The sequence below is a fragment of the Amycolatopsis sp. NPDC043889 genome (assembly GCF_056435645.1).
Genome location: NZ_JBWKEC010000039.1, coordinates 54450 through 75147, shown reverse-complemented (window position 1 = coordinate 75147; position 20698 = coordinate 54450). Strand labels below are relative to the sequence as shown.

At 68.7% G+C, this 20698-nt stretch carries 23 protein-coding genes; 6 read left to right on the top strand and 17 right to left on the bottom strand.

The annotated features are described in order from the left end of the window. Window positions 1-220: 220 nt before the first annotated feature. From AC0685_RS39130 to AC0685_RS39070, 13 genes are all read right to left on the bottom strand, one after another. Window positions 221-550 (bottom strand): avidin-fold protein, encoded by a 330-nt coding sequence (locus AC0685_RS39130; protein WP_478230109.1) that lies wholly within the window; start codon window positions 548-550, stop codon window positions 221-223. Then, the gene (locus AC0685_RS39125) at window positions 547-1791 is read right to left on the bottom strand and encodes a glutamate synthase-related protein (RefSeq protein ID WP_478230108.1); all 1245 of its coding nucleotides are present in this window, start codon (window positions 1789-1791) and stop codon (window positions 547-549) included. Before AC0685_RS39125 ends, AC0685_RS39130 begins: the two co-directional genes overlap by 4 nt. Continuing rightward, window positions 1788-2783, bottom strand: a complete 996-nt coding sequence (locus tag AC0685_RS39120; RefSeq protein WP_478230107.1) for an asparagine synthetase A — start codon at window positions 2781-2783, stop codon at window positions 1788-1790. Before AC0685_RS39120 ends, AC0685_RS39125 begins: the two co-directional genes overlap by 4 nt. Next, window positions 2780-4090, bottom strand: a complete 1311-nt coding sequence (locus tag AC0685_RS39115; RefSeq protein ID WP_478230106.1) for a methylaspartate mutase — start codon at window positions 4088-4090, stop codon at window positions 2780-2782. The genes AC0685_RS39120 and AC0685_RS39115 overlap by 4 nt, the downstream gene beginning before the upstream one ends. Beyond that, window positions 4087-4551: a cobalamin B12-binding domain-containing protein gene (locus AC0685_RS39110; protein ID WP_478230105.1), complete on the bottom strand. Its 465-nt coding sequence runs from the start codon at window positions 4549-4551 to the stop codon at window positions 4087-4089. The genes AC0685_RS39115 and AC0685_RS39110 overlap by 4 nt, the downstream gene beginning before the upstream one ends. Further along, on the bottom strand, window positions 4548-5828 hold the full coding sequence (locus AC0685_RS39105; protein WP_478230104.1) for an ATP-grasp domain-containing protein: 1281 nt from the start codon (window positions 5826-5828) through the stop codon (window positions 4548-4550). Before AC0685_RS39105 ends, AC0685_RS39110 begins: the two co-directional genes overlap by 4 nt. Beyond that, complete coding sequence (locus tag AC0685_RS39100; RefSeq protein WP_478230103.1) at window positions 5825-7576, bottom strand: ABC transporter substrate-binding protein; 1752 nt, start codon at window positions 7574-7576, stop codon at window positions 5825-5827. The genes AC0685_RS39105 and AC0685_RS39100 overlap by 4 nt, the downstream gene beginning before the upstream one ends. 31 nt (window positions 7577-7607) lie before the next feature. Further along, entirely contained in the window at window positions 7608-8864 is a 1257-nt protein-coding gene (locus tag AC0685_RS39095; protein WP_478230102.1) for an MFS transporter, read from the bottom strand. Window positions 8865-8870: 6 nt separating this feature from the next. Further along, window positions 8871-10490, bottom strand: a complete 1620-nt coding sequence (locus AC0685_RS39090; RefSeq protein ID WP_478230101.1) for a class I tRNA ligase family protein — start codon at window positions 10488-10490, stop codon at window positions 8871-8873. A 2-nt stretch (window positions 10491-10492) separates the two neighbouring features. Further along, a complete protein-coding gene (locus AC0685_RS39085) occupies window positions 10493-10876 on the bottom strand; it encodes a cupin domain-containing protein (protein ID WP_478230100.1) in 384 nt (127 codons plus the stop codon). A gap of 23 nt (window positions 10877-10899) precedes the next feature. Further along, window positions 10900-12213 (bottom strand): lysine N(6)-hydroxylase/L-ornithine N(5)-oxygenase family protein, encoded by a 1314-nt coding sequence (locus AC0685_RS39080; RefSeq protein WP_478230099.1) that lies wholly within the window; start codon window positions 12211-12213, stop codon window positions 10900-10902. Between the two features lie 59 nt (window positions 12214-12272). Further along, a complete protein-coding gene (locus AC0685_RS39075) occupies window positions 12273-13529 on the bottom strand; it encodes an ATP-grasp domain-containing protein (RefSeq protein ID WP_478230098.1) in 1257 nt (418 codons plus the stop codon). A gap of 104 nt (window positions 13530-13633) precedes the next feature. Next, on the bottom strand, window positions 13634-14119 hold the full coding sequence (locus AC0685_RS39070) for a winged helix-turn-helix transcriptional regulator (RefSeq protein WP_478230097.1): 486 nt from the start codon (window positions 14117-14119) through the stop codon (window positions 13634-13636). Between the two features lie 91 nt (window positions 14120-14210). On the opposite strand from AC0685_RS39070, the gene AC0685_RS39065 reads away from it, so the two are divergent. Beyond that, window positions 14211-14759 carry a dihydrofolate reductase family protein gene (locus AC0685_RS39065; protein WP_478230096.1) on the top strand — a complete coding sequence of 183 codons (549 nt, stop codon included), beginning with the start codon at window positions 14211-14213 and terminating at the stop codon, window positions 14757-14759. Between the two features lie 250 nt (window positions 14760-15009). Here the strand turns inward: AC0685_RS39065 and AC0685_RS39060 are convergent, their stop codons facing one another. Continuing rightward, on the bottom strand, window positions 15010-15417 hold the full coding sequence (locus AC0685_RS39060; protein ID WP_478230095.1) for a VOC family protein: 408 nt from the start codon (window positions 15415-15417) through the stop codon (window positions 15010-15012). Between the two features lie 124 nt (window positions 15418-15541). Between AC0685_RS39060 and AC0685_RS39055 the strand changes: the two genes are divergently transcribed. From AC0685_RS39055 to AC0685_RS39045, 3 genes are read left to right on the top strand one after another with little or no spacing between them, the layout of a single operon-like run. Next, the gene (locus AC0685_RS39055; RefSeq protein WP_478230094.1) at window positions 15542-16264 is read left to right on the top strand and encodes a GNAT family N-acetyltransferase; all 723 of its coding nucleotides are present in this window, start codon (window positions 15542-15544) and stop codon (window positions 16262-16264) included. 21 nt (window positions 16265-16285) lie between these two features. Next, a complete protein-coding gene (locus tag AC0685_RS39050) occupies window positions 16286-16765 on the top strand; it encodes a DUF2975 domain-containing protein (RefSeq protein ID WP_478230093.1) in 480 nt (159 codons plus the stop codon). Then, window positions 16765-16977, top strand: coding sequence for a helix-turn-helix domain-containing protein (locus tag AC0685_RS39045; RefSeq protein ID WP_478230092.1), 213 nt, complete (start codon window positions 16765-16767; stop codon window positions 16975-16977). The genes AC0685_RS39050 and AC0685_RS39045 overlap by 1 nt, the downstream gene beginning before the upstream one ends. Here AC0685_RS39045 and AC0685_RS39040 read toward each other — a convergent pair. Further along, window positions 16974-18287, bottom strand: coding sequence for a cytochrome P450 (locus AC0685_RS39040; protein ID WP_478230091.1), 1314 nt, complete (start codon window positions 18285-18287; stop codon window positions 16974-16976). The genes AC0685_RS39045 and AC0685_RS39040 overlap by 4 nt on opposite strands. A gap of 70 nt (window positions 18288-18357) precedes the next feature. Here AC0685_RS39040 and AC0685_RS39035 point away from each other — a divergent pair, with 70 nt between their 5' ends. Beyond that, window positions 18358-18978 carry a UdgX family uracil-DNA binding protein gene (locus tag AC0685_RS39035; RefSeq protein ID WP_478230114.1) on the top strand — a complete coding sequence of 207 codons (621 nt, stop codon included), beginning with the start codon at window positions 18358-18360 and terminating at the stop codon, window positions 18976-18978. Window position 18979: 1 nt separating this feature from the next. On the opposite strand, the gene AC0685_RS39030 is transcribed toward AC0685_RS39035, so the two are convergent. Together AC0685_RS39030 and AC0685_RS39025 are read right to left on the bottom strand one after the other, a co-directional pair. Continuing rightward, window positions 18980-19171, bottom strand: coding sequence for a hypothetical protein (locus tag AC0685_RS39030; RefSeq protein ID WP_478230090.1), 192 nt, complete (start codon window positions 19169-19171; stop codon window positions 18980-18982). An 84-nt stretch (window positions 19172-19255) separates the two neighbouring features. Then, entirely contained in the window at window positions 19256-20218 is a 963-nt protein-coding gene (locus AC0685_RS39025) for an LLM class F420-dependent oxidoreductase (protein WP_478230089.1), read from the bottom strand. A gap of 111 nt (window positions 20219-20329) precedes the next feature. On the opposite strand from AC0685_RS39025, the gene AC0685_RS39020 reads away from it, so the two are divergent. Further along, entirely contained in the window at window positions 20330-20662 is a 333-nt protein-coding gene (locus AC0685_RS39020) for a plasmid stabilization protein (RefSeq protein WP_478230088.1), read from the top strand. Window positions 20663-20698 lie beyond the last annotated feature (36 nt).

Genomic DNA, 20698 nt, shown 5'->3' with positions numbered 1-20698 from the left:
GTCGCCGCATTTCGTCCTCTGAATGCGACAAAGGCGCCGGAACCGAGTCGACCGGGGTGGTCGTGGGTGGCGTTTCGGGTTCTAACCCGAAACGCCACTCACGACCCCCCTGACCCAACGCCTGCCGCCGGCAAGCCCGCGGGTTCGCGCCCCGAACGCGCGTGAAGGCCCCCTTCCCTCGGCTGACCCAAGGGGAAGGTGGCCTTCACGCGCAAACGAGCTACTCGGCCACCTCTTCGATGGCTGAAGTTCCGCGGGAGCCGGGATTCCCATACCGTTCCCACACCTCGTTCAGCCGGATCCGCCCGTCCGGCAGGAACTCCGGCGTGTTCGTGCTGTGCCCCGCGATCACCTGACCGCTGACCAGCACCATCGTGTAGGCCATGTCGATCGTCCCGTCCTCGCCGCACTTCCCGGTCAGCGAGCCGAGCCGCACACCGCCGCCGGTCAACTCCGCCCACACCAGGTCGTCCTTCTGCCGGTACAGGGTGACCGGCGCGTTCGGATCCGTGCTGACCTTGCGGAACCGTTTACCGTCGTAGTTGATCATTCGTTCTGCTCCGTCCGGGTCGGGAACCAGAGGTCGTCCGAGGTCAGATCCGCGAGGTCGTACTTCCCGAGCGCGCTGGTGAGCAGCCGCAGCTCGAGTTCGAGGCAGCCCACCAGCCGCACGAGCCCTTCGGCCGCGTCCTCGTCGACGGCGAGCAGCGCCGCCCGGCCGAGGCCGACCGCGGAAGCGCCCATCGCCAGGCACTTGAGCGCACGGGCCCCTTCCCAGATCCGCCCCGACACCAGCAACGACGCGTCGTGCTTGCCGACCCGGCGCAGGCATTCCACCAGCGGCAATCCCACCTGGTCGAGGAAGACCGACGGCGCCCAGCCGGTGCCGCCCTCGGCACCGTCGACGGTGACGGCGTCCGCCCCCGCCGCCCACGCGACCCGCGCGGCCTCGCCGACGTCGCGGCCCGGATGCAGTTTCACCCAGGCCCGGGCCCGCGGGTAGTTGTTGCGCATCAGGTGGATCTGCTGGCGCAGGATCTCCCCGGTGAAGGTGCCGGGGCTGCTGGAACGCAGCACCATGGCCTGTTCCTTACCGAAGGCTTCGTCCACTGTGTACTGTTCGGCGATCTCGCCGGCGGCCGTGCGCGAGAGCACGGTCATCCCGCCGAGCCCCGGTTTGGCACCCTGCCCCACCTTGAGCTCGAACGCCAGCCGCCCGGTCTCCAGCAGTTTCGTCGCGGACGGGTCACTGTAGACGAGGTTCCACACCTCCGCGTCGGCGTCTTCGGTGCTCTGCTGCACGACGACACCGCCCAGCCCGTCCGGTACGGCGTCGGCGTACGCGCGGATCCGTCCGAGCAGGCCGTCTTCGGCGCTTTCGCCCATCCGGCCGTATCCGTGCATCGGCACGACGTTCTCGCCGATCACCATCGGCATCCCGAGTCTGCCCGCCTGTTCGCTCGCGGCGATCCCGAGCCCGCTGCCCGCCACCTGCGTGGAGCCGAACGCGCACAGGAACACCGGCGACGGCGCGGTGAACCCGCCGAGGATGGTCGACAACCCGACATCGCCGTACACCGGTTCACGCGCGAGGTCGAACATCTTCTCCAGGCGCCGCGGGACGAACACCGGCGGCACGATCCGCGCGCGGTCGAGTTCATCGGTACCCGAGTCGACGTCCGCGCCGAACAGCGACCGGCCGTATCCCGCGACGTCGGGGAAGACAGCCGCGCTGCCTTCCCGCGCCCTGGCCCGGATCGCGTCTTCGGGGAGCTGCCGCGCGGTGATCACGGCGCCGCGATCCCGGGCAGCTTCGGGTACGCGTTGGCCTGCCAGATCGCGTCCAGCCCGGCGATGTACCGCGTCACCCGCTCCAGCCCCATCCCGAAGCCCGCGCTCGGCGGCAGCCCTTCGCGCGCGAGGTCGAGGTACCAGGCATACTTCGCCGGGTTCTCCCCCGTCTCCCGCATCCGCTCGATCAGCCGCCGGTACTCGTGCGTGCGCTCACCGCCACTGCAGAGTTCGCCGAACCCGTCCGAGGCGATGAGGTCGAAGTTCCGCAGCACCCCCGGTTCGGTGCTGGACTCGCCGTCGGTGAACCCGCGCGAACCCTTGGGGTAGTCGACGATGAAGAACGGCCGGTTCGTCTGCTCCGAGATGATCCGCTCGCCCTGCCAGTCGATCTCCGCGTCGGCGCTCTGCCCGTGCCGCAGGCCCTGCAGCCGCGACACCGCCTCGCGGTGCGTCATCCGCTCGAAATCCTCTTCCAGCAGCGCCGTGAACGCTTCGGGATCCCGGCCGAGCGTGGCAAGGTCCACTTTGGACTCTCGCAGGGTATGGGCGACCACGTGCCGGAGCAGGCCCTGAGCGACGTCGAGGACCTCCTCGCGGCTCGCCCGCGCCACTTCGACGTCGATCTGGGTGAACTCGACCAGATGCCGTCCGGTGGTCGAGGTCTCCAGCGGCTCCAGCCGCACGTTCGGGGCGACATAGAAGATCTTGTCGAACGCGAGCAGCGAAGCCTGCTTGTACAGGATGACGCTGGTCATCATCTTGTACTTGTGCCCGTAGTAGTCGACGTCGACCTGCTTCGCACCACGGCATCCCGGGTCGGTGACCGGCCCGATCAGCGGCGGTTGCAGTTCCACGAAACCGTTCATGCCGAGGTATTCGCGGGTGCCCGCGGTGATGCTGTTCTGGATGCGCAGCGCCGCCTGCGTCACCGGCGACGTCAGATGCTCGCGGGTGCCCGGCGGCAGCGCCGCGGCCGATGGTCCGGTCATGTCCTACTCCCCTGTGTCAGTCGGTTCACGGGCTCGATTCCCGGCAGCCCGTACTTCTCGTCGAACGACCGCTCGACGTAGCGGAGCGCGTCCAGCAGATCGCCCGAGGTCATCCGCCGTTCCGCGGGCAGGTCGACGAGGTCGCCCAGCGGCATCGCGCCGATCCGCTGCCACTCCAGGCGGCCGCCGGCGTCCAGCCGTCCGCGCGCGCGGCCCGCGTTGTCCGGATGCAGGCAGAACGGGACGTCCAGCTGACCCCGCGCGAACGCCGTGACCAGCGCCCTGCCGAGGTCGGTGTCGAGCGAAAGAACGTTGTCCACCAACGCTTTCGCCTGCACGTGGATCCCGGTGTCACCGAGCCTGCCGATCCGGGACACACCCCGCGCGGCCTCGGCGGCGTGCTCCAGCGCGGTCACGTTCTCCGCCACGGTCGGCAGCCGGTGCGCTTCGGCGGTGGTCTTGACGATCAGCCTGCTCGCGCCAGTGCGGGCGGCCAGCCGCGCGGACGCTGCGATCAGCTCCAGCGCGCCGCCCGGTGTCCTCGGGTGGACGCCCATGTAGCCGTAGATCACCACATGCGTCCGCGCGTGCGGCACGTATTCCGCGATCAGCGCGTGCAGCGCGGCGACGGCCTCCTCGTCCTGCCCGGCGTGGGTCTGCTGCGCGTAGCTGAAGGACAGGCAGCGGATCCCGTGCCGCCAGAAGAACATCCCCTCCAGCACGCTCAGCGCGACCAGCAGCGCCGGTGGGCACAACTGACCCATCATGCAGCCGCCGAAGGTCTCCAGGTGCGGCTCCAGTTCGGGACCGCGGGCCTCGGCCAGCGTTTCGCACGAGCGCCGCCAGTTGTCGACGGCCGCCGAAAGCGGCATGCGGCTGTACGGCAGGCAATACGACACCGGACCGCCCTCGGTCGCGTGCAGCCCGAAGTCCAGCAGGGACCGGACGATCCGGCGGGGGTCCGCCGAACCGTGCCGGACCTGCACCGGGAAGTCCCCGGTCAGCACTCCGTCGAGCAACGCCGTCGTCGTCGCGGGATCGTGGTCGACGAGCGGGTACCCGTTGAGATCGGCACCGGCCGCCAGCGCCGCGCGAGCCGCCTCGTGGTCGCCGACCCTGGTGTAGCTGTCGATCGTGATCGTGCCGACCGTCGCGGCCCGCGCCGCCCTGGTCGCCAGCAGTCCCCGGGTCATCCGCCCCGGATCCGCGAAACCCATCCGGGGTTGGACGACCAGGTCGCCCCTGGCGTGGTGGCGCGCGACCACCTCGCCGAACGAATGTCCCCGCCGCGGGGTGAGCACGCTCATCCGGCGCCCAGCGGGACACCGGGGGCGCGCACGGACAGGGTGCGGAGGAAGGTCCGGAACGGCGTCAGCCCGCCGGAGTCCTCGAACACCGCGTCGAAGCCGGCCTCCAGCAGCCGCGCCGCGTTGCTGCCGCCCGTGACGTCGAGCTTCCCGCCGATGACGACCGGCATCGTGACCAGCTCCGCCCGCGCGCGGAAGGTTTCCATCAACCGGACGCCGTCCTGACGGCCGTGCCCGTTGAGGCTGCTGATCACCAGCAGGTCCGGCCGCCGGGTGACGCATTCGCGCACGATGGTCGCGTCCGGGACGCAGGCGCCGAGGTTGGTGACCCGGCAGCCCAGTTCCTCCAGCAACAGCTCCAGGTACACCAGGTTCCAGGTGTGCGCGTCGGACGAGAGCCCGGTGACGATCACGTCGAGACCGGCGTCCGGGAGCGTGGACTGGACGGCTTCGATGGTCATGGTGCGGCGTTCTCCCTCTCTTCGCGGTCCGGCCGCACGTCGATCTCGATCAGCGCGACCGCCTCTTCGGCCAGGCGTGACGCCTCCGCCGGGCTGTCCGCGGTCACCATCAGATCGCCGACGCGGTCCCACGAACTGCGCAGTCCGCCGAACCGGTCGCCCGCCGAAACCCCGACGTCGCACATGAACACGCCTTCGGACTGCGACGCCTTCTCCACCCCGCGCACGTCCGCGATGAGGCCCGGCTCGATCGAGAGGAACCGGACCGCGGCGCCGCCTTCGGCCTTGCGTGGCAAGACGTCCACGACCGGCTCGTCCTTCATCACCGAGAAGTAGGCGCGGTTCAGCTCCACCGGGTAGGCGCGCTGGATCAGCTCGATGATGCCGTCGCCCGCGAACCGGCCGGCGCATTCGACCAGGTACGGGACGCCGTCCGAGACGATCCATTCGCAGTGGACGATCCCGGTGCGGAACCCGGCCGCGCCGGTGAGCCGCCGCGTCTCCTCGGTCAGCGACACCGTCAGCTCGTCCGGGATGTCGGCGGGGACGATGTGCGCGAGTTCGATCGGACGCGGCCCGGGGAACAGCCGCTTGCCGGTGACGTTGGCGAACAGCGGCTCGCCGTCCCGCAGCAGCATCTCGACGCTGTACTCGTCGCCCTCGACGAAGGTCTCGGCCAGCATCTTCAGTTCCATCGCGCGGTCCGGGACGAAGATCCCTTCGTCCTGCACGACGCAGTTCGCCCACGCCTGCTCGGCCTCGGCCGGGTCGGTGAGCACCTGTGTCCCCACCGACGCCTGCCGGTTCGCGGGCTTCAGCACGGTCTTCCCCGGATGCCGCGCCATGAACTCACGGACCTGTTCGGGGCTTTCGACGCGCGCCGAAGCCGGATTCGCGATCCCCGCCGCCCGGCTGACCAGGCGCAGCACCGCCTTGTCCCGCAGGATCTGCGCCGCGCCGAACCCCGCGCCCGGCAGGCCGTAGCGTTCCGCGAGCCTCGCCGCGAACGGGGTCGCGTACTCGGTCAGCGGGACGACGGCGGCCGGATCGAGGTCGTGGTGGACGTGGTAGAACTCGTCCGCCTTGCCGGGAAGGTGGAATTCCCACTCGATCAGCTCGCGCACCAGCGCCGAACCGGCCACCGTCGTCCGTGCGTCGCGTTTGCGGACGACGTCGGGTTCTTCGACGAAGATGACCGAGCCGTTCGGCTGGAAGTCCTTGATGGACGAACCCAGGGCCGCGGCCACGAACCCGACCAGCACCACCGGGCGCGTCATGACTCGTCCTCGACGTAATACCAGTTCTCCGGATTGATCAGGCCGTACGGGTTGATCGGCGAGAACCCGCGCAGGTTGCCCGCGACCTCGAATAGCCGCCGCGGGAACGTCGGCATGAAGATCACCGGAGCCTGGTCGGCGATGTACTCCTGGTACTCGTAGAGCGCTTCGAGGGAGTCGGTGGTGACGGTCTTCGCGATCAGCTCGTCCGCTTTGGCGTCCCGGTAGTTGCTGAAGTTGCAGGCGGCGCCGCTCTGGAAGAGGTTCTCGCCGGTCGGGTAGTTGTAGACCCAGCCGCCGCCCCAGCAGGACAGCTGCCACATCCGCTTCTCGCCGGGGCCGTCCTCCGCCACCAGCACCGACCCCATCACCTCTTCGAGGCGGATCTCGATCCCGGCCTTGGCCGCGTCGTCCCGGAACTGCGCCATGAGCCGGGCCAGCGAGGGCCGCCCTTCCCAGTAGCGCAGGGAGAAGCTCAGTTCGGTGCCGGCCGGGATGCCCTCGCCCGCTTCACCGGGGCCGGTGCCGGGCCGGACGCACACCGCGGGTGAGGTGGTGACGTCCCAGCCGTTGTCGGCGAGCAGCTGCCGCGCCTTCTCCAGGTCGAACGGCCAGAACCCGCCACGCTCGGCGATCTTCGGCGAGACCAGGTCGCTCTTGGGCAGCACCGGGATCGACCCCGTCTGGCTCCAGCCGTAACCCTGGTAGACCTCGCGGGCCCCGTACTCCTGGTCGAAGCAGCTCTGCAACGCCTGCCGGACGTAGGGCTGCCTGATCATGTTCCCGGCGACGGTCGGGTTGCTGAAGTTGACCGCCATGAAGTTGATGTTGAACAGGATCTGCGGTTCCAGCTGGAAACCGTCGCCGAGCGGGTTGGGCCCGCCCTTCGTCGGGTCGCCGTCGGGCTGGACGCCCATCCCCGGTGGCAGGAAGCCGACCTGGACGTCACCGGACTGCAGCAGTTCGTACTGCTGCTCGTCCGACGTCGTCGAGACCTGGCGCAGCTCGTCGAGATGCGGCGGGTTGGGCCCGCTGTAGTGCTCGTTCGGGACGAAGGTGACGACACCTTCCTCGGTGTAGCTCTTGAGCCGCCACGGCCCGTTCACGACACTCCACACAGGACTGCCGGCCCAGCGCGTGCGGTGCGAGTTGTCCTCCTCGACGACGTCACCGTTCTCCGCCATCAGGAACTCGTAGACCGCTTCCGCCTGACCGATGTCGTGCGTCGCGTCGGCGGGCCCGGCCGCGGTGCGGTCCCATGCCTTCGGCATCGGGGTGATCATGGTGAGCTGGTTCAGCAGCACCCAGTTCTTCGAATACGCCTTGTCGAACGTGAAGCTCACCTTGTCGTCGGCGACCTTCCCGAACGACACCAGGTTGTCCGGGAAGTAGCCCTCGGAGTACGCGCCGAACTTCGGCCCCTTCACCTTCAGCATGTTCATCCAGAAGATGACGTTGTCCGCGCAGACCGTCTCGCCGTTGGACCACTTCCACGGTTTGATCCGGACCACGCAGGTGCGGCCGGTCTCGTCCCACACCGGCTCTTCGCCGACGCTGAGGTCGTAGTCGATCTCCGGCGCGCCGTCCCGGCCCAGCCAGTACAGCGGCCGGTACATCAGCATCTGGAACTCGTAGAGGCTCCGCACGCCGAAGCGCTCGCCCGGGGTGAAGGGGAAGATCACCGCGGGCGGGAACCCGGGCAGGCAGGCCCAGGTCGCCACGCCGCCCTTGATCGGCTTGTCCGTCATGACTTTCGCTTCCTCCGAATGTCGGCCGCGCTCAGGCGGCGGTCGCCTCGAGTACCTCGGCCGGCCGCTTCTCCTGCGCCGACAGCGGTTTCGCCAAGCTGAAGTAGGTGCCGATCACGATCGCGCCCTGCAGGATCGCCAGCCCCCAGAACGCGTAGGGCACGGTGGTCGCGTCCGCCAGCGACGACAGCGCGACCGTCGCGCCGACGCCGAGCCCGAGTCCGAGGGCCTGGGTGCTGCCGAAGATCCGGCCGACCCGCTCCTCCGGACTGGCCCGCATCAGCAGTGTGCGCGCCGCGATCCGGCCCTGCGCGAAACAGAAGCCGGCGAACGGGATCGCCGCCATCAGCGCGATGTAGTGCAGCGGCTGGATCGCGAGGCAGATCAGGTTGCCGAGCGTGCCGAGCACGGCCAGATGGATGCCCTTGAACCGCTTGCTGACCTTGCCGTACGCGGCGGCGCCGACGATGAAGCCGACCCCGGCCAGCGCGTCGACCACACCGATCATCCACGCGCCCTGGTCGAAGGTCTGCAGGATCAGCGTCGTCAGGATGACGTTGGCGACCATCAGGCCGATGTTGCCGTTGGCGTACAGCAGCGCGAGCCGCTTGATCGGCTGGCGCACGGGGACTTCGACCGGCGCCGACGGGTCGGTGGCCGTGGTCTCCTCGGTCACCGGGGCCTTGGCCGGCTTGCGGCCGATCGCGTAGACCAGCACGGCCGACAGGACGAAGCTCAGCGAGTTGAACACGAACAACGGCGTGGCGCCGAACCAGATCACCAGGAAGCCGGCCAGCGAAGACGCCAGCAACATACCGGAGTTGCTCGCCATCTCGAAGTGGGAGTTGAACTTGCCGAGCCGCTCGTCGCGGATCCGTTCCTTGATCAGGCCGTTGCTGGCGGGCATGAACAACGCCGCGGTGCAGGCGAGCATGAAGTTCGCTATGTAGGAGCCGAGGTTCGCCGGACCACCGATCCACAGCCACACCGGCAGCGCGAACGCGGTCATCGCGCTCACCAGGTCCGCCGCCACGCACAGCATCCGGCGGTCGACCTTGTCGACCAGCTTGCCGAACAGGACCGCGAGCGCGACCTGCGGGATGGACACCGCGATGAACAGCCAGCCGACCGCCAGGGTGGTCTGTTCGGCGTGGAAGACCAGGATCGCGGCGGCGGTGATCTGGAACGCGTTGCCCGCGGTGGTGATGAATCCCGCCGGGACCAGCAGGCGTTCGGCGAGCCGGGAACTCCGGACCGCGTCGGCGGAGAGGGTGCTGTCGAGTGACATGGGGTGTCAGACCTCGCTCGTCGGAGGGAATTCCAGTGGTGGCACGGTGAAGGCCGTGGTGTGCGTGACGTCGAAGGCGGCTGCGGTGATCCGGGGTTCGAACCCGCCGGCTTCGGTGGCACGCTCGGCGAGGTCGATCAGGATCGGCGAGGCACAGCCGATCAGCGCCCGCAGTTCGAGGAAGAGGTCACCGAGCCGGGCGCGGAGCATCTCCTGGTCGAGGTTGCCCTTCAGCGTGCGTTCCGTCGCCGCGCGCAGGCGTTCGACGTGCTGCACCACCAGATCGGCGGCACGGCTGAGGCTGAAGTCTTCTAGTTCGTAGTTCAGGGCGAACCGGGAGACCATCGCCGCCGCACGCTCCGTGGCTTCGGTCGACACCGGGAGCGAGCCGTTCTCACCACCGACCTCGGCGGTGAGTTTCGCCAGTGTCTCGGCGAGTTCGTTCCAGGGCTTGACCAGCCGCTCCCCCGCGACCTTCTCCAGCGCGGCACGGGAGAAGTTGGTCCGCGCGAACTCGGGGGCGGTGAGGTTGAGGTGGAACCGCGCGATGTCGCGGGGCACCTCGGCCGCCAGCTCACGGGCCCAGACCACGTGTCCCTTGCTGGTGGAGAACTTCTCGTTCTCCAGTTCGTAGAACTCGTTGACGAGCAAGGTGTCCGGAAGGACGTAACGGCCTTCGAGGGCTACCAACTCGGCGACGTGGACGACACCCCAGGTGAACAGCGGATCGAACCCCATGAACACCACGACCCGCGCGTCGTTCTCCGCGAGCCAGGCGTCGTCGTCGGCGACCTTCGGCTTCCCGTTGCGCCGCAACGCGTACTCGGTGCAGTACATCGAGGCGGGCATGCCCTCGACCCAGGCGTTGAGCCGTTGCCCCGGGGTCTGGAGGAACGGCGCCGGCAGGCCCCATTTCACCGGATACGTGATCGCGAAGTCGGGCAACGGCCCGGACAGCAGTTCCCGCATCAGCCCGAGCACGTGCGGCCGCCACGCGGGACCGCGTTCCTCGTAGTAGGCGAGGAGTTGCTCGCGGTACTCCGAGACCGGGAAGACCATGATCTCGGTCTCGCGGTAGGTCACCTCGTCGGCCGGGTCGAGCACCGAGTACGGCTCGATGAGCGCGTCGAAGTCGATCGGATGCCCGCAGCCCTCGCAGAACCCGCCGCGGCTGTCGGCGAGGCACGTCGGGCAGCCACCGCCGACGAAACCCTCGACCAGGAACTCGCCCTTGCTCTCGCTGTACGGCAGCCGGACTTTGCGCAACCGGAGCTTTCCCTTGTCGTACAGGCGTTTGACGTAGTCGTAGACGAGCGTCTTGTAGCCGTCGTCCGTCGGCGAGAAACCGTCGACCTCGACACCCATCGCCTTGAACGTGCGCTGGATGTTCTCGGTCGACTGCTCCACCAGTTCGGGCGGCGTAAGCCCGACCCTGGCGGCGCTGGTGACGAGGTAGGTCTGGCTGTCGTCGGTGCAGGAGGCGAACACGGCCTCGCGGCCGGCCGCGCGCAGGTACCGCCGGTGCACGTCGGCACCGAGGTACGGGCCGGCGATATGCCCGATGTGCAGGTCGCCGTTGGACGTCGGGGGGCCGCCGATGATCACCACCGGTCGCTTGTCGGCCATGGTCATGCCCCTGCCCGGTCGGACGCCCGCGCTGCATGCCGGGCGGCGAACTTCGCCGTCATGTCGGAGTCCCACCAGATCGCGTACATCTCGAAGTCCTCCGCACCATCGTTGAGGATGCGGTGCTCGGTGCCGGGCCGGTGGAACTCGATGTCGCCGGGTTTGAAGGCTCGGCGCTCTCCCCCGGCCTCGACGACCGCTTCGCCGTTGACGGCGATGAAGATCTCGTACTCGTGGTGGGAATGCGCACCCGTCGCGCCGTGCGCCGGCACCGTCACCCAGGCGCCTTCGAACGGCGCGTTCAGTGCCGCCCACGGCAGGAGCCGCTGGCCGTAGGCGCCGTTCTCGAAGACCATCTTTTCCCGCTCAAGCGGACGGATCTCCATGACTTTCTCTTCCTTCTCGTGGTTCAGCGGGTGGCGACGATGGGGGCGGTTTCCGAAGTCGGCCGCGGTGGCACCGAAGGGTTTTCGCCGCGGTGGGCGAGGATGTCCTGCAGAATGTCGTTGGCTCGCGGGGCGAGGACGCTCAGCAGCGAGTCCGCGATGCCGTGCGTGGCCTCGTTGACGCCCTGGAGGTACACGGCCGCCGTTGCGGGCTGATCGATCTCCAGCCGGTAGTCGCGGGTCACCTTGATCTCCGACAGGCCGATCGACTTCGCGATCTCCTGGACCATCCTCGGCATCTCAGGGGAGAAACCGGTGCCGAGCAGCACGAGATCGGTGCGCAGTTCCTGGGTCTCTCCGGTGCGCCGGTCGGTCAGCTCCAGCACGATCTCGTCGCCCTCGTCGCGGGCGTCGGTGATGTCGTTCATCGTGATCATCTTGAGCCGGGAACGGCCGGAGAGACGGTCCAGGTAGACGGAGCGGTAGAGCGCGTCCATCGTGCCCGGCGCCAGCCCGGAGTAGTTCGTGTGGTGCATCTCCTTGAGCATCTGCTCGCGTGCTTCCGGTCGCGCCTCGAAGAACTTGTCCACATGGGACGGGAAGAACAGCTCGTTGTTGAACTTGCTGCTCTCGTAGTAGTTCAGGCCGATCGAACGCATCACCATCGTCGGCTTGCATTCGGGCAGGTCGGCCTGCACCGAGCTGAACAGTTCCGCCGCGCTCTGCCCGGCCCCGATCACCGCGACGCGGTACGGAAGGTCCTTACGCAGCTTCGCGATTCTCGGCAGGTACTGCGTGCTGTGGATGACGCGATCCTGGTTCACCGTCCGGAGCAGGTCGGGGATCCGCGCGTCCCGTCCGGCGCCGACCACCAGGTACCGGCTGCGGATGACCTCGCCGTCGGCGACACGCGTGTCCCAGCCGGTGAGTGTGCCGTCCGTCCACACGGGAGTGATCTCGCGGCATTCCCGGCCGCGTTGCAGGTCCACCAGGGAAAGCGAGTCCGCCGTCCACTTGAGATAGTCGGCGAGCTCGACCCGGTACGGGACGAAACTGCCCATGTTCACGAATTCGTTGAGCCGGTTCGTGGCGTGCAGGTAGTTCAGGAACGAGAAGCGGCTGCGCGGGTTGCGCAAGGTCACCAGGTCCTTCAGGAACGAGACCTGCGACAGCGCCTCCGGCAGGAGCATGCCCCGCTGCCAGGAGACCTCTTCGTCCCGTTCGAGCAGGACCGATTCGCGGGCCAGTCCGGGCGCGAGCTCTTCCAGTGCCACTGCGAGCGCCAGGTTGGACGGTCCTGCTCCGACTGCGAGCAGCTCGACATCACGGTTCGCCATTTGTTTGCTCCGCCATCGTTGAGAGTGCTGGGAAGGTGTGCTGCGGTGCCGGTGCGCGGTCAGGCGCCGGCGGCCACCGAGGGCAACAGGGGATGCGCGGTCAGCCGGACCTGGGCCATGGCCTTGTCCAGCACCGCTTCGCAGTCTTCGGGGTCGGCGCCCGCGCAGATCACGTACGCGTGCCGCGAGATGAACTCCGCCGGCGGCAGCCGCATGCGCGCACCTGGCTCGACGAGCACGTCGGCGGCGAGGATTCCGTTGTTCCGCAAGGTATCCGGTACGGACACGGACTCGACGACACAGTCCTGTTTCGGGTAGCCGAACCGCACGCCGACCCACCGGGGCTCGGCCTCGTGCGGGATATGGGGACGCATGCCGAGCGCGACGTCGACCGCGGCCGCGCCCGGGTCGGCCCCGGTCGCGAACTTGGCGAGCAACGGGATCAGGTCTCCGCCGAGCCTGCCGTTGATCTCCACGATCACCGGTCCGCGTCCGGTGAGCTTGAGTTCGGTATGCGTGATGCCGTACCGGAAGTCGATCGCGCTGTGCGCGCGGGCCAGCGTCGAGCGCAGTGCCGGGTCGGCGAGCAGTGCGTCCGCGGAGCTGACCAGGTGGCCGAGTTCCTCGAAGTACGGGTGCATGCCGACCGTCTTGTGTGCCACGAACATCGGCGTGTACTCGCCGTCCACGACGGCGCCGTCCACGCTGATCTCCGGGCCGCTCAGGTACTCCTCGACCAGCGCCCCGCCCTTGTAGGCGGGAGAGCCGCCGAAGCTGGCGTCCTCCGCGGTCCGGAACGCCTTCCGCACCGCGGAGGCGTCTTCCGCGAGGCTGACGCCGATGCTGGCCCCGCCCCCGCGTGGCTTGACGACGACCGGGTACCCGATCCGTTCGGCCACGCGGACGGCTTGGTCGTCGTCGTGCACGAACCCGAAATCGGGCTGCGCGACGCCGGCCGCGGTGAGCGTCCGGCGGCTGAACCACTTGTCACGGCAGCCTTCGATCGCGGAGATCCCGGCACCCGGCACCCCGAGTTCGTCCGCGACATGCGCCGCCGCGACGATCAGCGCCTCGTCCCAGGACACCACGCCGAGCACCGGCGTCGCGGCGTGGAGCGCACGGGCCGCGGCCAGCACGGCGTCCTGGTCCTGCGTGTCCAGCACCGTGGCGCCGGCGATGTAGCGCTCCTGCCATGTCGGCTCGGTCCCGGTGAACAGCCACAAGGGATGCCGATGCCCGGCCGACGCCAACAGGTACTCCCGGTACGGCCGCATCCCGCAGCCGATCACCAGGACAACACCCTCCGCTGAGCTCATTCCCTCTCCCCACCAGCACGTCGCTCCGTCGCGGGCTACTACATCTCGGGGGCGGGTTGACCGGAACCCTTGATTCGGGAAGAACAATCAACGAGGGCGTGGCTTCAGACGGCCGCTTCGTACGCGGCGGCGAGGCGCTGCAGCACGCCGGGGCCGTCCTTCTCCGGCGCCGGCTCGCCGAGGTGGACGACCCGAAGTTCGGCCATGAACTCCGACCACAGTTCCGGCCCGCCCGCGGCGAGCAGTTCGGCCCGCACCCGCAGGCGCTCCGTCGTCGGACGATGCTCGATACCCCAGGCCCCGAGGTGCGCGAACACGGGCACCAGCTGGATCGACGCCTCGGTCAGGCTGTACGCGGCCCGTTTGCCGGGCCCGGCGTCTTCGCGGGTCAGCAGGCCGGCCTTGACCAGCCGCTTCAACCGGTCCGCGAGGATGTTGGACGCGATCCCCTCTTCGGATCCGGCGAGCAGCTCCCGGAAGTAACGCCGGGTGCCGAACATGATGTCCCTCAGCACGAGCAGGCTCCAGCTGTCGCCGAACGCCTCGACCGCGGCGTTGATCGGGCAGCCGGAACGGGCGGGTTCCGCCATCCCTTACCTCCACCAGAAGTGGTTGCAATCTACCATCGCTCACTTTATCGTGAACCGGCCGATTGCAGAACGCAAGCACTAGGGGGCCGGCATGCTCGAACCACAGACCGCGGACGGGAAAGTGCTGTGGCACTTCACGATGTCCCTCGACGGCTTCGTCGCGGGCCCTGGCCACGGCATGGACTGGATGACCGGCGTCACTTCCCGGCCGGACCTGATCGACGAATACGCCACGACCACCGGCGCCGTGCTCGGCGGCCGTGATGGCTGGGACGCCTACCCCGACCCGAGCGGTATCTACGGCGGCGCCTGGAAAGGGCCGCTGTTCGTCTTGACCCACCACCCCGAAGACGCCACGCCCACGGACGGGGTGACGTTCCTGAACTGCGGCGCGGACGAAGCCGTCCGGATCGGGCTGGAGGCGGCGAACGGGAAGAACCTCGAGGTGTTCTCGCCGGACATCGGCCGCCAGTTGCTCGCGCTCGGGTTGATCGACGAGATCGACCTGCAGATCGCGCCGGTCCTGCTCGGCGACGGCATCCGGCTGTACGACAACCCCGGTGGGGCACCGATCCACCTCCGCGGACTCGGCCGGGAAGACCCGCTAGGCGTGCTCGACGTCCGGTTCCGGCCTGCCTGATCGCGCGCCCCGGTCGTGGGTGATTCCGGTCGGCAGAACGACCGGGTCTCAGGTACGTACTGCCGGTGCGCGGATGGCGGTTTCGCGTGGCTGGCCGGACGACACGCGTGATGGGATGGACGACTCGCGGCGGCACCCTGGCCACGCGCGTGTCGTCCACCGGATCACGCGTGTCGTCCGGTCAAGCACACGAAACCGCCGGCATCGGCGCCGACCTCGTGACCACCGACGCGAGCAGGGCTGGAAGTCCCTAGGACAGAATGATGTTCACCATCCACGAGATGCCGAACCTGTCAACGCAGACGCCGAATTCGTCGCCCCACATCTGCTTTTCGAGAGGAACCGAAACGGTGCCGTCGGCGGAGAGCTTCTCCCAGTATCCGCGCAATTCCTCGCCGTCGTCGCCACTGAGGCTGATCGACACGTTGGTGCCCGGATTGTGCTCCATTCCCGGCGGCGTGTCCGACGCCATGATCGTGTAGCCGCTCGGGGAATCGAGCCGGCTGTGCATGATCTGATCCTCCGCCGGCGTTCCGGCCATACCGGACTCACCGAACGTATTCAGCGTCAGTTCTCCGCCGAACACCGACTTGTAGAACTCCATGGCCTGCCGGGCGTCGCCGGCGAAGCTGAGGTAGGGATTGAGACGGGAAGCCACTGGAACGCTCCTTCTGGTCGGGTCACGAGCATCCTGGCAGACCCCTCCCGGTGCGACAACGGCTGGACTACGGCCGGATGAATTCCTTCGCACAACGAAAATTCAACCCCGTTCACCGAATACGGTGAGCAATTTCCCGAGTGCCACTTCAGGGTCCACGTATGCCCGCATTCCGGATCCGCCCCGGTTCGGCGACGGCGCGACGATCCTCAATCCAAAGGGGAACGACCGCGCTTGCCGGTGTCTCGCCTACCGCGCGAAATCCGCGGACTACAGCCGGTTGCGCGGAGACGAACGCGCCGAGCACGTCCGAGGCCTGTGCGCGGCGGATCCCGCGCCCGGTGTGCTCGCCTACGACGGCACCACCCCGGTCGGCCGGTGTGGCGTCGGGCCTCGCGCGCACCTGCACCGCATGACGCGTTCCCGCACGATGCCGCCGATCGACGACGTTCCGGCGTGGACGGTCGTCTGTTTCGTCGTCCGGTCCGGCCATCGCCGCAAGGGCGTGGCGCACGCGCTGCTGGACGGCACGGTCTCCTACGCCCGGGCGCACGGCGCACCCGTCATCGAGGGCTATCCCGTCGATCCCGGCGAGGGGCGGATCAACTCGTCCGCGGCACACGTCGGGACCATCGGGCTGTTCGCCGCCGCGGGGTTCGAACTCGTCGCGCCCGACACCGTCCGGACGTGTCGCGAAAGCCACTTTCGCAACCCTCCCAGGGCGCGTCCCGACCGCCGCGCCCCGAACCAGCCCGAAGGGCCCTTCGCCGCATCAGATGCGGCGAAGGGCGCCTTCAGCCCACCCAGCCGCATCGAAAACCGAGAGCTAACGATTGACTTTCGATAGATAACGCGTGAAACTCGATGCATGATCACAGGGCAACGGGCGGTCGCGCCCCTCCGAGTGTTCCTCGTGCTGCTGTTCGGGGTCCTCGTCCTCTTCCAGACCATGTCCCTGCCGGGGCAGTTCGCGCACATGGCACGGCAGGACCCCGAAATGGCGTACCTGCGCTGGCCCGCGACGGCGGTCTCCGTCTTCTGGGTGCTGTGCGTCCAGGTCGTGGTCGTCGCCACCTGGCACCTGCTCACGCTGGTCAAGAAGGACCGGATCTTCACCGAAGCTTCCCTGAGATGGGTGGACGCCATCGTCTGGGCCATCCTCGCCGGTTGGGTGGTGCTGGCGGGCGTGTTCCTCTACGTCGGCTTCAACGCCGAAGACCCGGGCCTGCCGCTGCTGTTGTTCCTCGCGTTGATCGGCGTCGCCGTGCTGGGCCTGCTCATCGTCGTGATGCGCACGCTGCTGCGGCAAGCCACCACCCTGCGGTCCGACCTGGAACAGGTGATCTGATGCCGATCGTCGTCCGTATCGACGTCGAGCTGGCCAAGCGCAAGATGAGTGTCGGCGAATTCGCCGAACTCGTCGGGCTCACCCCGGCGAACGTGGCGGTGCTGAAGAACGGCCGCGCCAAGGCCGTCCGGTTCAGCACCCTCGAAGCGATGTGCCGGGTGCTCGAATGCCAGCCCGGCGACCTGCTCGAATGGGTCGAAGAGGAGCACTAGACCGTCGAGAACTCCAGGTGGAAGTTGTCGAGCGTCGCGGGCAGCGGCCGCTCCGGCCCGAGGACGGCACCGGAGACCAGTTCGAAGCGCCGGTCCTTGATCAAATGCGCCAGCATCGTGCTCGCGCAGAACAGCACGAGATCCCGGCCGGGACAGATGGCCGGTCCGGCGCTGAACGGGACGAGCGCCGGATTGGCCGCCGCACTGCCGTCCAGCCAGATCCCGGGTTCGAACCGGTCGGCGTAGGGCAGGGATTCGGGGTCGCGGTGGAAGAACGGGGTGAAGATCAGGACCGTGGTCCCCGCGGGGCCCCAGGCGGTCTCGGCCGTGCTCTCGCGCAGCAGCGCGGGCGTGGTCGGCCACAGCCGGACCGATTCGAGGGCGCAGGCACGCAGGTACGCGAAGGGGCCGGGCGCGGTCAGGTCGGCGGCCGCGACCTCTTCGTCGGCACGTTCCCGTGCGCAAGGGTGGGTGGCCAGTAACGCGAGCGCGCGGAAGGTGACGATCCCGGCGGCGTCGAACGCGAAGAGCCAATGGGCGACCTGGTCGGCGACGACGTCCATCGTCCGCTCGCCCGACGGACCCGCCGACGCGATGGCTTCGGCGAGGCTGCCCGGTTCCGCCCGTTCCAGATGGCCGATGAGCCGGGTGCGGAACTGATCGTGGAGCCGGTCTCGCCGAGGGTGCGCGTACGCCCAGTTCGCGTCCTTTCGCAGGCGGGCGAGCGCGTCGGTGAGGCCGTCGTCGCCCGCCGCGGACTCGCCGAGCGTGACCCGGCGGACCATCCGCCACCAGGCCACGTTGAAGGTGTCCCAGTCCAGCGTGCCGCCGTCCCAGAGTGACGCCGCCTCCTCGGCGATCGCCGCGGCGAAGGGCGCGGCGAGGTCGTGCAGCGGCTTCCCCGGTTCGAGGACGTCCTCGTTGAACCGGCGGCGCGGCGCGCGCTCCGTCGCGTCCGAAATCAGCACGCCGTGCGGCTGGAAATGTCCCAGCGCCGCCCGCTTCTCCTCGGTCGACGGGCTGAACGGGACCGGCGCGGCGGCGAGCACCTCGCCGACGTCCTCCCCCGACAGCGCCAGGTCGATCGTGCGACCGGGCACCCGCAGCCGCAGCGGGCCAGGACCGTAGTGGGACCGGAGCCGCCCCAGCAGCCGCACGGCAGCGCGGTCGAACTGGAGTTTCTGCGCCGCGGCCATCCCCAGCGGCCGCCGTTTGATCACCCCGCCGGCGAGCGTGGGCAGGACGACCCGCAGCGCGACGCGCACGGTGTCCTGGACGGAAGCGGTGGCCGGTTCGGTCGAAGTCGCCATACCCGGGGCTACCCGCCGCGGCGTGCGCATAACCGGTTTGTCCCACGTCCGGGCGGGGAATCCGGCCGCCATGGCGACCAAGGCACCCGGCGCGGATCCACCCGAGACCGCGGATCTGGACAGGCTCCGTTCGGCGGCGTCCGGCTGCCGCGGCTGCGATCTCTACCGCGACGCCACCCAGACCGTCTTCGGTGAAGGCTCCCGCACGGCGGAGATCATGGTCGTCGGCGAACAACCCGGTGATCAGGAGGATCGGCAGGGTGCCCCGTTCGTCGGGCCCGCCGGAAGGCTGCTCGACCGAGCCCTCGACGAAGCGGGTTTCGACCGCCGGAAGATCTACGTCACCAACGCGGTCAAACATTTCAAGTTCAAGCGGGACGAACGCGGCAAACGGCGGATCCACAAGACACCGTCCAAGACCGAGATCGTCGCCTGCCGTCCGTGGCTGCACGCCGAACTGGCGGCGGTGCGTCCGGAACTGCTGATCTTCCTCGGCGCGACTGCGGCGAAGGCGCTCCTCGGCGATGACTTCCGCATCACCCGGAGCCGCGGCGAGCGGATCGACCTCGCCGAGTTCGCCACCACCGCGGTCGCCACGGTGCACCCGTCCGCGGTGCTGCGCGCGCCGGATCGCGACGAGGCCTACCGGGCCTTCGTCGCGGATCTCGTGGCGGCGCGCGGCGACCGCTGAATCACGCCACTTCGGAGCTGCGGCCGCCGTCGTGCAGGCCGAGCATGTCCAGCAGGGTCGCGCAGTCTTCGGCGCTCGTCGCCCGCGAAGCCACGGCGAGCGCCGCCTTACGACGGATCGCCTCCTGCTCCGGCGTCTCCTGGCCTTCCGGCAGCAGGTCCGGTACGGGATGAAGTCCGAGTTCGTTGTTCATCTGTTCCCCCTTGGCTGAAGGATGTGTCGGTCTGGTACCCGCGGTCCGCGGGTTTGAACACGGGTGACCCCGTTCGAGGGTGAATCAGCTCCGCAACGCCGGGAGCAGCGTGTCCTCAGCGAAGCGGAGGAAGCCTTCCTGCTGGTCACCGCCGATCTGGATCAGGGCGAGGTCGGTGAACCCTGCCGCCTCGAACTCGCCGGCCTGCTTCACGATCCGGTCGACGTCGGGCCCGCACGGGATCGCCTCGGCGACGTCCTCCGGTTTGACGTACTGGGTGGCCCCGGCGAACCCCGCGGGCCCCGGCAGTTCGGCGTTGACCTTCCAGCCACCACCGAACCAGCGGAACTGCTCATGCGCCCGCCGGATCGCGGCGTCGCGATCCTCGCCCCAGGACACCGGCAGCTGGGCGATCTTCCTGCTTGGCGGGCCGAGTTTGGTCGCGTCCCACTCGCGGCACAGCGACCCGTCGGGCTCCACCGCGATCATCGCGTCGGCGATCGGCGCGAACCGGGTCACCGACTGCGGCCCGGACACCGCGACCCCGATCGGGACACGCTGCTCCGGCAGGTCCCACAGCTTCGCGGAGTCCACCCGGAAGTGGTCACCCTTGTAGTTGAAGTAGCCGCCGTCGAACAGCCCGCCGATGATCTGGACCGCTTCGGCGAGCATTTCGTGCCGGACGTTAGCCGGTGGCCAGCCGCGTCCGACGACGTGTTCGTTGAGGTTCTCACCCGCGCCGAGGCCCAGGGTGAACCTGCCGTCCGACAACGCCTGGACGGTCGCCGCCTTCTGCGCCACCACCGCCGGGTGATAGCGCATGGTCGGACACGTCACGAAGGTCATCAGTTCGACCCGTTCGGTGCTCTGGGTGACCGCTCCCAGCACGCTCCACGCGTACGGCGAATGCCCCTGCTCGTCCAGCCAGGGCGAAAAGTGGTCGCTCATGACCTCGAAGTCGAACCCCGCTTTCTCCGCTCCGGCGGCGTATCCCACCAGGTCCTTCGGTCCGGCCTGCTCGGTCATGAGGGTGTAGCCGATGCGCATAGAAGCCTCCTTCGCGTCCGCTCCCCGCGTACCCGCCCGCCCCCGGGATCAACCGGACGTTTATCCGGCGAATCGAACGGGGTACCTGACCGGGGGAAGAAAGGAGCCGCGATGCCGCAGCAGGCTTGGAGCGACAAACGAGAACGTCAGTACGAACACATCAAGGACTCGGCGAAGGATCGGGGCGCGAGCACCGACCGGGCCGAGGAGATCGCCGCCCGCACCGTCAACAAGAACCGTGCGCAGGCAGGCGAGTCACACGAGGCCAGCCGCACGTCCCTCCAGGACATGTCACCTCAGCGGCGGGGTGGCAAGCGCTCCGGGAACCGGTTGGGGCCGAACGGCCCGACCAAGGACCAGCTCTACAACGAAGCGAAACAGCGCAACGTCGAGGGCAGGTCGAAGATGTCCAAAAAGGAGCTTCAGCGAGCCCTGGGCCGTTGATCACGCGTCACGCGGCGGAGCACCGCCGCGGTCACC

Coding starts and splice junctions, on each gene's coding strand:
- AC0685_RS39130 (WP_478230109.1), bottom strand. CDS start 550: ATGATCAACTACGACGGTAAACGGTTCCGCAAGGTCAGCACGGATCCG.
- AC0685_RS39120 (WP_478230107.1), bottom strand. CDS start 2,783: ATGACCGGACCATCGGCCGCGGCGCTGCCGCCGGGCACCCGCGAGCAT.
- AC0685_RS39115 (WP_478230106.1), bottom strand. CDS start 4,090: ATGAGCGTGCTCACCCCGCGGCGGGGACATTCGTTCGGCGAGGTGGTC.
- AC0685_RS39110 (WP_478230105.1), bottom strand. CDS start 4,551: ATGACCATCGAAGCCGTCCAGTCCACGCTCCCGGACGCCGGTCTCGAC.
- AC0685_RS39105 (WP_478230104.1), bottom strand. CDS start 5,828: ATGACGCGCCCGGTGGTGCTGGTCGGGTTCGTGGCCGCGGCCCTGGGT.
- AC0685_RS39100 (WP_478230103.1), bottom strand. CDS start 7,576: ATGACGGACAAGCCGATCAAGGGCGGCGTGGCGACCTGGGCCTGCCTG.
- AC0685_RS39095 (WP_478230102.1), bottom strand. CDS start 8,864: ATGTCACTCGACAGCACCCTCTCCGCCGACGCGGTCCGGAGTTCCCGG.
- AC0685_RS39090 (WP_478230101.1), bottom strand. CDS start 10,490: ATGGCCGACAAGCGACCGGTGGTGATCATCGGCGGCCCCCCGACGTCC.
- AC0685_RS39085 (WP_478230100.1), bottom strand. CDS start 10,876: ATGGAGATCCGTCCGCTTGAGCGGGAAAAGATGGTCTTCGAGAACGGC.
- AC0685_RS39080 (WP_478230099.1), bottom strand. CDS start 12,213: ATGGCGAACCGTGATGTCGAGCTGCTCGCAGTCGGAGCAGGACCGTCC.
- AC0685_RS39075 (WP_478230098.1), bottom strand. CDS start 13,529: ATGAGCTCAGCGGAGGGTGTTGTCCTGGTGATCGGCTGCGGGATGCGG.
- AC0685_RS39070 (WP_478230097.1), bottom strand. CDS start 14,119: ATGGCGGAACCCGCCCGTTCCGGCTGCCCGATCAACGCCGCGGTCGAG.
- AC0685_RS39065 (WP_478230096.1), top strand. CDS start 14,211: ATGCTCGAACCACAGACCGCGGACGGGAAAGTGCTGTGGCACTTCACG.
- AC0685_RS39050 (WP_478230093.1), top strand. CDS start 16,286: ATGATCACAGGGCAACGGGCGGTCGCGCCCCTCCGAGTGTTCCTCGTG.
- AC0685_RS39045 (WP_478230092.1), top strand. CDS start 16,765: ATGCCGATCGTCGTCCGTATCGACGTCGAGCTGGCCAAGCGCAAGATG.
- AC0685_RS39040 (WP_478230091.1), bottom strand. CDS start 18,287: ATGGCGACTTCGACCGAACCGGCCACCGCTTCCGTCCAGGACACCGTG.
- AC0685_RS39035 (WP_478230114.1), top strand. CDS start 18,358: ATGGCGACCAAGGCACCCGGCGCGGATCCACCCGAGACCGCGGATCTG.
- AC0685_RS39030 (WP_478230090.1), bottom strand. CDS start 19,171: ATGAACAACGAACTCGGACTTCATCCCGTACCGGACCTGCTGCCGGAA.
- AC0685_RS39025 (WP_478230089.1), bottom strand. CDS start 20,218: ATGCGCATCGGCTACACCCTCATGACCGAGCAGGCCGGACCGAAGGAC.
- AC0685_RS39020 (WP_478230088.1), top strand. CDS start 20,330: ATGCCGCAGCAGGCTTGGAGCGACAAACGAGAACGTCAGTACGAACAC.